Consider the following 8,916-nt stretch of genomic DNA (forward strand, 5'->3'; position numbering starts at 1 on the left):
CGGGGCGGGCGGGGGCCGGCTCCGGCGAGCCCCGCTCCGGGGAAAACAGGAAAAGCAGAACGGTCGGCATCGTGGTTACGATGCCGACCGTTCCGTCGTTACTGCAAGGACACCGTCACCGGTGTCTCGCTGTGCGCGAGGGGGGAGTTGAACCCCCACGCCCTTTCGGGCACTGGAACCTGAATCCAGCGCGTCTGCCTATTCCGCCACCCGCGCATGGGTGTTGTCTTCAGTTGCTTACCGCTTCTTCCGACCTGTCGAGAAGCTTACCGCATCTCTCGGGGTCTTCCGTTCGGCTCCCTCTCGGGCGCCCCTTCCGACATGGAAAACATTAGCACGCCCCCGGCCGTACCTGCGAATCCATTCCGACCCGGCCCCCCGCACGGCTCCCGGCGGCCCGCAACCGGAGGCGGGGCGAACGAGTGAGCGGGCCGTCCGGCGGGTACCCCTCCGGGCGCGACCTAGGCGGGGAACCGTACGGAAGGGCCGGGCGTGGATACGATCAGTACGGAAGTACCGCTTTCCAGCCGACGAGCCGGCCCGTCCGACGCCCTGAGAGGGGGTGCCCCGTGGGAGTCCTGAAGAAGTTCGAGCAGCGACTCGAAGGTCTCGTGAACGGCACCTTCGCGAAGGTGTTCAAGTCCGAGGTCCAACCGGTGGAGATCGCCGGCGCCCTGCAGCGCGAGTGCGACAACAACGCCACCATCTGGAACCGGGACCGCACGGTCGTTCCGAACGACTTCATCGTCGAACTCAGCCCGCACGACCACGAGCGGCTCAGCCCCTACTCCACCCAGCTCGGCAACGAGCTGGCCGGGATGGTCCGCGAGTACGCGGAGGCGCAGCGGTACAGCTTCATGGGCCCGCTCCAGGTCGCCCTGGAGAAGGCCGACGACCTGGACACCGGGCTGTACCGGGTGCGCAGCCGGACGCTGACCGCCGAGGAGCCCCAGCGGGCCCCGGCCCAGCCGCCCGCCGCACCGCCCGGCTACGGCCGTCCGCCGACCCCGCCCGCGCCCGGCGCGCCCTGGCACCAGGGGGCGGCCGCGGCACCGTACGGCGCCCCGCCGCCGCCCGCCGCCCCGCCCGCGATGCCGTCCGCTCCCCCGGCGTCCGCCGCGCCGGGCAACGTGCGGCCCTTCCCCGGCGCGGGCCACGGCGGCGCGGGCACCCGGCGCTGGGTCGAGGTGAACGGCGCCCGGCACCAGATCAGCCAGAACGCGGTGGTGCTGGGCCGCTCCACCGAGGCGGACATCCGGATCGACGACCCCGGGGTGTCCCGCAAGCACGCGGAGATCCGTCCCGGTACGCCCGCGATGGTCCTGGATCTGGGCTCCACCAACGGCATCGTGGTGGACGGACAGCACACCCAGCGCGCTACGCTCCGCGACGGCTCCCGGATCGTCCTGGGGTCGACCACCATCGTCTACCGACAGGTCGAAGGGTAGAAGCGGGCCGGTATGTCTGATCTGACCCTGACGGTCATGCGGCTGGGCTTCCTCGCCGTCCTCTGGCTGTTCGTCATCGTCGCGGTGCAGGTGATCCGCAGCGACCTGTTCAACACCAAGGGCGCGGCGCGCACCGCCCAGCGGGCCGCCGCCCCCGCCCCCGCCGCGGCGGGCCGCCCGCCGCAGGGCCAGGGCGCCCCCGCGGCCGCCGCCCAGCAGGCCCAGGCCAGGCAGCGCCGCGGCCAGCCCACCCACCTGGTGGTGACCCAGGGCTCGCTGGCCGGTACGACCGTCGCGCTGCAGGGCCAGACCATCACGCTGGGCCGGGCGCACGACTCCACGATCGTGCTGGACGACGACTACGCGTCCTCGCGTCACGCCAGGATCTACCCGGATCAGGCTGGGCAGTGGACGGTGGAGGATCTAGGCTCCACCAACGGCACCTATCTCGACCGGCAGCGGCTCACCACGCCGACGCCGCTCCAGATCGGCGTGCCGATCCGAATCGGCAGGACCGTCATCGAGCTGCGGAAGTAGTCAGCGCATGAGGACCAGCTCCACCCGAAGGAGGGCCCGGACAGCATGAGTCTCGTGCTGCGCTTCGCCGCCGGCTCGCACAAGGGCCTGATCCGTGAAGGGAACGAGGACTCCGGCTACGCCGGGCCCCGGCTGCTCGCGGTGGCCGACGGCATGGGCGGGGCGGCGGCCGGCGAGGTCGCCTCCTCCGAGGTCCTCGGCTCGATCGTCCGGCTCGACGAGCCGCACCCCGGCGCCGACCTGCTGAGCCTGCTCAACGAGGCGGTGCAGACCGCCAACGACCGGCTCCGGCAGATGGTCGAGCAGGACCCGCAGCTCGAGGGCATGGGCTGCACGCTGACCGCGCTGCTCTGGGACGGCCAGCGGATGGGCCAGGTGCACATCGGCGACTCCCGCGCCTACCTGCTGCGCGACGGCCGGCTGGACCAGATCACCCAGGACCACACCTGGGTGCAGCGGCTGGTCGACGAGGGCCGGATCACCGCCGAGGAGGCCGAGACCCACCCGCAGCGCTCGCTGCTGATGCGCGCCCTGGACGGCCGCGGCCAGGTCGAGCCCGACCTGTCGATCCGCGAGGTCCGGGCCGGCGACCGCTACCTGATCTGCTCCGACGGCCTGTCCGGCCCGGTCAGCCACCAGACCCTGGAGGAGACGCTCGGCAGCTACTACGCGCCCGAGCAGACCATCCAGGAGCTGATCCAGCTGGCGCTGCGCGGCGGCGGCCCGGACAACATCACCTGCATCGTCGCCGACGTGATCGACGTCGGCGCCACCGACCCGCTGAGCGGCCAGGCCGCCGAGGCCCCGGTGGTGGTCGGCGCGGTCGCCGAGAACCAGCCGCACCACTTCGCCGACCCGCAGCTGCTGGACACCCCGGCCGGCCGCGCCGCCGGCCTCGGCCGGACCCCGCAGCAGCCGGGCCCGCAGGGCGCCTTCGGGCCCGCCCAGGGCTACGAGGGCGGCTACGAGCAGCAGCCCGGGTTCGGCGCCCCGGCGGGCGACTTCGGCCCCGCCGAGGGCTACGGCGCCCCGGCCGGGGGCTTCCCGCCCGGCGAGGGCGGCTACGGCGGGGCGGAGTACGGCGCGCCCGGCGAGGAGTTCGACCAGGGCGAGCCGGTCGACCGCCGGAAGAAGAAGCGCGGCCTGAAGCTCACCCTGATCGGCGTGCTGGTGCTCGCGGTGCTCGGCGCCGGCGGCTTCTTCGCCTGGCAGTGGAACCAGGACCAGTACTACGTCGGGGCCCAGGACGGCCACGTCGCGGTCTACCGCGGCCTGGACCAGAACCTGGCCGGCATCGAGCTCAGCTCGGTCTACCAGCAGTTCTCCGACGTCGAGCTCAAGTACCTGCCCGCCTACCAGCGCGACCAGGTGACCAAGAAGATCCAGGCCGACGGCCTGGACGACGCCCGGAAGCAGGTGGACACCCTGCGCGCGCAGGCCGCCGTCTGCAAGAAGGTCGAAGAGTCCAAGAACGCCCCGGCCGCCGGCGAGGGCACCGAGCCGTCCGCGCCGCCGCTGACCGAGCAGGAGCAGCAGCTCGCCGCGTCCTGCTCGGCCCAGTAGGGCCGCGGTCGAACCCGGGGGGTTTCACACAGGCATGAGCACCTTCGACGTGAGCGGCGACCGCGCGCCCGCCACCGGCCGCCGCCGCGCGGCCGGCCGGGCCGCCGGGGACGCCGTGCCGAACCGGCGCAACACCGAACTGCTGATGCTGGCCTTCGCGGTGGCGATCCCGGTCTTCGGCTACGCCAACGTGGGCCTGGCGATGGACGGCACGCTGCCGGCCAACATCCTGTCCTACGGCCTGGGCCTGGGCCTGCTGGCCGGCATCGCGCACCTGGCGGTGCGCCGGTTCGCCCCGTACGCCGACCCGCTGCTGCTGCCGCTGGCGACGCTGCTGAACGGGCTCGGCCTGGTGATGATCTGGCGGCTCGACAAGGCCGGCTCGCTGCTGAAGAACAACTACCCGGCGACCACCAACCAGCTGATGTGGTCGGGCCTGGGCATCGCGCTGTTCGTCGGCGTGATGTGGCTGCTCAAGGACCACCGGATCCTGCAGCGCTACACCTACATCTCGATGGTGGTGGCGCTGGTGCTGCTGGCCGCGCCGGCCTTCTTCCCGTCCCAGGACGCGAACTTCGGCGCGAAGATCTGGATCCGCTTCGGGTCCTTCTCGATCCAGCCCGGCGAGTTCGCCAAGATCATCCTGACCATCTTCTTCGCCGGCTTCCTGATGGTGAAGAAGGACGCCCTGGCGCTGGCCAGCCGCAAGTTCATGGGCCTGTACCTGCCGCGCGGCCGCGACCTGGGCCCGATCGTGGTGGTCTGGCTGCTGTCGATCCTGATCCTGGTGTTCGAGACCGACCTCGGCTCGTCCTTCCTGTTCTTCGGCCTCTTCGTGGTGATGCTGTACGTCGCCACCGAGCGGACCAGCTGGATCGTCTTCGGTCTGGTGATGTCCTTCGGCGGCGCCGCCGTGGTGGCCACCAGCGAGCCGCACGTGAAGACCCGGATCAACGCCTGGCTGGACCCGATGGCGGCGTTCGGGCCGAACCACCCCGAGCACTCCTCGGACCAGATCGGCCAGACCCTGATGTCGCTGGGCTCCGGCGGCACCGTCGGCACCGGGCTGGGGCAGGGCCGCAGCTGGCTGATCCAGTTCGCCGCGAAGAGCGACTTCATCCTCGGCTCGTTCGGCGAGGAGCTGGGCCTGACCGGCCTGATGGCGATCTTCATGGTCTACGGCCTGGTGGTGCAGCGCGGCCTGCGCACCGCCCTGGCGGCCCGCGACCCGTTCGGCAAGCTGCTCGCGGTCGGCCTCAGCTCGGCCTTCGCCCTCCAGGTGTTCGTGGTCGCGGGCGGCGTCACCGGCCTGATCCCGCTGACCGGCATGACGATGCCCTTCCTGGCCCAGGGCGGTTCCTCGGTGGTCGCCAACTGGGCGCTGATCGCCGTCCTGATGAAGATCAGCGACACCGCCCGCCGCCCGGCCGCCGAACCCGCCGCCGAACCCGCGCCGGCCATCCCGGAGCCCGCCGGCCCCGACCGCTACGGGCCGCCCGGGTACGGCACGCCGGGCCAGAGCAGGGGAGCGTCCTCGTGAACAAGCCGATCCGCCGGGTCTCGATCTTCTGCCTGGTGCTGATCCTGGCGCTGATGGCCCGGGTGAACTGGGTGCAGGGCGTGCAGGCTTCGGCCTGGGCGAGCAACCCGCACAACGAGCGGGCCAAGTACGACCGGTACGCCTCCCCGCGCGGCAACATCATCGTCGGCGGGCAGCCCGTCACCAAGTCCGACTTCGTCAACGGCCTGCGCTACAAGTACAAGCGCGCCTGGGTGGACGGGCCGATGTACGCCCCGGTCACCGGCTACTCCTCGCAGATCTTCGACGCCAGCCAGCTGGAGAAGCTGGAGGACGGCGTGCTGTCCGGCACCGACTCCCGGCTGTTCTTCCGCAACACCCTGGACATGCTGACCGGCAAGCCCAAGAAGGGCGGCGACGTCGTCACCACCATCGACCCGAAGGTGCAGCGGGCCGCCTTCGAGGGCCTCGGCAACAAGAAGGGCGCCGCGGTGGCCATCGACCCGCGCACCGGGGCGATCCTGGCGCTGGTCTCCACCCCGTCCTACGACCCGGGCACCTTCGCCGGCGGCACCGACGCCGACTCCGCGGCCTGGAACGCGCTGCAGGCCGACCCGAACCAGCCGATGCTGAACCGGGCGCTGCGCCAGACCTACCCGCCCGGCTCGACGTTCAAGCTGGTCACCGCAGCCACCGCGTTCGAGACCGGCAAGTTCCAGGAACCGGGGGACGCCACCTCGACCCCGGAGACGTACATCCTGCCCGGCACCCACACCCCGCTGGTCAACGACAGCCCCGACGAGCCCTGCACCGACGCCACCCTGCTGGACGCGATGGCGCTGTCCTGCAACACCGTCTTCGGCAAGATCGGCGCCGAGCTCGGCGGGGACACCCTGCGCGCGCAGGCCGAGAAGTTCGGCTTCAACAACGACAAGGTGGACATCCCGATCCGGGCCACCGCCAGCTACTTCCCCAGCAGCTCCTCCCCCGACGGCACCGCGATGGACGCCATCGGCCAGCACGACACCCGGGCCACCCCGCTGCAGATGGCCATGGTGGCCGCCGCGATCGCCAACAACGGCTCGCTGATGGAGCCCTACCTGGTCGCCCAGGAGGGCGCGCCCGGCCACGCCGTCTCCACCCACACCGAGCACCGGATGAGCCAGGCCGTCTCGCCGGACACCGCGCGCAAGCTCCAGCAGCTCATGGAGGACGTCGTGAAGAAGGGCACCGGCAAGCGGGCGAACATCCCCGGCGTGACGGTCGGCGGCAAGACCGGCACCGCGCAGCACGGCCAGGACAACGCGGGCAAGCCGTTCGCCTGGTTCGTCTCCTACGCCAAGGACGGCGACAGCAAGCAGGTCGCGGTCGCGGTGGTGGTGGAGGACGGCGCCGCGCAGAGCTCCGAGATCTCCGGCGGTTCGATCGCGGCGCCGATCGCCAAGTCGATGATGCAGGCGGCCCTCGGCAAGTAGGACCGGTCGCATGCGTCACATTCCGGCCGCCGGTCCTCGATCGGCGGCCGGAATTGTCACAATGGGACGGTCCCGGTCGATACCGGTCTGGTCTCAGCTGGCAGCCTGCCGGGGGCAGCTCGGGTTGGCCCGGTAGCGTATCCGCCAGCAGCGGGTGTACCCGCAGCCGGAAACCGCCGGCCCAGCCGTGGAACCGCGGCGGGGGCCGAGGCGTCCGAAGAGAGCGTGCGGGGACACCTACGTCACATCCTCACCGACCGGTGGGGGAGAGGGTCGGAGATATGGAAGAGCCTCGTCGCCTAGGCGGCAGGTACGAGCTCGGCGGCGTCCTCGGACGCGGTGGCATGGCCGAGGTGTACCTCGGCCACGACACCCGGCTCGGCCGCACCGTCGCCGTGAAGACCCTCCGCACCGACATGGCCCGCGACCCCTCCTTCCAGGCCCGGTTCCGCCGCGAGGCGCAGTCCGCGGCCTCGCTGAACCACCCGGCCATCGTCGCGGTCTACGACACCGGCGAGGACTACATCGACGGGATCTCCATCCCGTACATCGTCATGGAGTACGTCGAGGGCTCCACCCTGCGCGAACTGCTGCACACCGGGCGGCGGCTGCTGCCCGAGCGGGCGCTGGAGATGACCATCGGCATCCTGCAGGCCCTGGAGTACTCGCACCGGGCCGGCATCGTGCACCGCGACATCAAGCCCGCCAACGTGATGCTGACCCGGCAGGGCAACGTCAAGGTGATGGACTTCGGCATCGCCCGCGCGATGGGCGACGCCGGCATGACGATGACCCAGACCTCCGCGGTCATCGGCACCGCCCAGTACCTCTCCCCCGAGCAGGCCAAGGGCGAGACCGTCGACGCCCGCTCCGACCTGTACTCCACCGGCTGCCTGCTGTACGAACTGCTGACCGTCCGGCCGCCGTTCGTCGGCGACTCGCCCGTCGCGGTGGCCTACCAGCACGTCCGCGAGGAGGCCGCGCCGCCGTCCTCGTACGACCCCGAGGTGCGGCCCGAGATCGACGCGATCGTGCTCAAGGCCCTCGCCAAGGAGCGCGACTACCGCTACCAGTCCGCCGACGAGATGCGCGACGACATCGAGCGCTTCCTCGACGGCCTGCCGGTCGCCGCCGCCCAGCAGGCGGCCTACGGCATGGGCGCGGCCGGCTACGGCTACGGCTACGACCAGGGCGGCAACCAGTACGACCCGTACGGCCAGACCAACGTGCTGCCCCAGCAGGGCGGCGGCCCGACCACCATGATGCCGCCGACCGGCAACCAGCAGCCCGCCCCGTACGGCGGCTACCAGGACAACGGCTACGGCGGCGACGGGGACGGCTACGAGGGCCGCAGCAGTCGGCGGCGCGAGGAGCCGCCGAAGAAGAACAACACCTCCTGGATCGTGCTCGCCGTCGCGGCGGTGCTGGTCCTGGTCGGCGCGTTCTTCGTGGTGCAGGCCATCGTGAAGTCCGGTGGTTCGAACGCCGGGAAGAGCAGCGTCCCGACCCTGACCGGGATGACCCTGGACGAGGCGACGACCGCCGCCAAGGCGCAGAGCGCCAAGCTCAAGGTGACCGCCGGCGAGCCGGCCGCCGACTGCCCCGACCCGAAGGTCCAGAAGGACCAGGTCTGCACCCAGAGCCCGGCCGCGGGCGGCCAGATGGACTCCGACGGCACGATCACCGTGCACCTGGCCGCCGCCGCGGCCCAGGTCGCCGTGCCGGACGTCACCAACCAGACCAAGGACGCCGCGAGCAAGACGCTCAAGGACAAGGGCTTCGACGTCAAGATCACCTACGCCAACGACGACAAGGTCGACCAGGACAAGGTCGTCTCGCAGGACGTCAAGGACAAGGCCGCCCCGGGCACCACGATCACCCTGACGGTCTCCTCCGGCCAGCAGAAGGTCGCCGTGCCGAACGTGATCGGCAAGGCCGTGGACGACGCCACCCAGATCCTCAACACCGCCGGGTTCACCGTCACGCCGACCAACAAGATCGTCACCGACCCCACCCAGGCCGGCCAGGTCCTCGACCAGAGCGTGAAGAACACCCAGGCCAAGCAGGGCAGCGCGATCACCATCACGGTCGGCCAGCTCGCCGACAAGGTCCCGATGCCGATCACCGAGGGCCACACCTACAAGCAGGTCATCGCCGACCTCCAGAAGAACCACCTGCAGTCGGTGGTGGTGAACGGCGGCCCGCAGGACGACAACGCGATCGTGATCAAGAGCGACCCGCCGGCCAACACCCTGATCCCGCCGAACAGCAGCGTCAAGCTGTGGACCAAGGCCGGCGACCAGACGCCGGACGGCCCCACCACGAAGCCGTAGCGCGGCGACCGCAGGGCAACGGCCGAGGGGCCGCACCGTTC

General features: G+C 71.2%; 6 protein-coding genes and 1 tRNA gene. 6 read left to right on the forward strand and 1 reads right to left on the reverse strand.

The annotated features are described in order from the left end of the window. Nucleotides 1-132: 132 nt before the first annotated feature. Nucleotides 133-216: transfer RNA gene (locus tag ACFUEL_RS28835), tRNA-Leu, on the reverse strand. Between the two features lie 353 nt (nucleotides 217-569). On the opposite strand from ACFUEL_RS28835, the gene ACFUEL_RS28840 reads away from it, so the two are divergent. The 6 genes from ACFUEL_RS28840 to pknB all read left to right on the forward strand — a co-directional run bounded on the left by ACFUEL_RS28840 (nucleotide 570) and on the right by pknB (nucleotide 8,875). Further along, complete coding sequence (locus tag ACFUEL_RS28840; protein WP_380239699.1) at nucleotides 570-1,448, forward strand: FhaA domain-containing protein; 879 nt, start codon at nucleotides 570-572, stop codon at nucleotides 1,446-1,448. A gap of 12 nt (nucleotides 1,449-1,460) precedes the next feature. Further along, nucleotides 1,461-1,985, forward strand: coding sequence for an FHA domain-containing protein (locus ACFUEL_RS28845; protein ID WP_380239700.1), 525 nt, complete (start codon nucleotides 1,461-1,463; stop codon nucleotides 1,983-1,985). A gap of 45 nt (nucleotides 1,986-2,030) precedes the next feature. Then, the gene (locus ACFUEL_RS28850; protein ID WP_380239701.1) at nucleotides 2,031-3,548 is read left to right on the forward strand and encodes a PP2C family protein-serine/threonine phosphatase; all 1,518 of its coding nucleotides are present in this window, start codon (nucleotides 2,031-2,033) and stop codon (nucleotides 3,546-3,548) included. A 34-nt stretch (nucleotides 3,549-3,582) separates the two neighbouring features. Then, nucleotides 3,583-5,088, forward strand: coding sequence for an FtsW/RodA/SpoVE family cell cycle protein (locus ACFUEL_RS28855; protein ID WP_380239702.1), 1,506 nt, complete (start codon nucleotides 3,583-3,585; stop codon nucleotides 5,086-5,088). Continuing rightward, nucleotides 5,085-6,542 (forward strand): peptidoglycan D,D-transpeptidase FtsI family protein, encoded by a 1,458-nt coding sequence (locus ACFUEL_RS28860; RefSeq protein WP_380239703.1) that lies wholly within the window; start codon nucleotides 5,085-5,087, stop codon nucleotides 6,540-6,542. Before ACFUEL_RS28855 ends, ACFUEL_RS28860 begins: the two co-directional genes overlap by 4 nt. A 281-nt stretch (nucleotides 6,543-6,823) precedes the next feature. Then, a complete protein-coding gene (gene pknB / locus ACFUEL_RS28865; protein WP_380239704.1) occupies nucleotides 6,824-8,875 on the forward strand; it encodes a Stk1 family PASTA domain-containing Ser/Thr kinase in 2,052 nt (683 codons plus the stop codon). Nucleotides 8,876-8,916: the final 41 nt, after the last annotated feature.

It is taken from the genome of Kitasatospora sp. NPDC057198 (assembly GCF_042670125.1).
Classification (GTDB): domain Bacteria; phylum Actinomycetota; class Actinomycetes; order Streptomycetales; family Streptomycetaceae; genus Kitasatospora.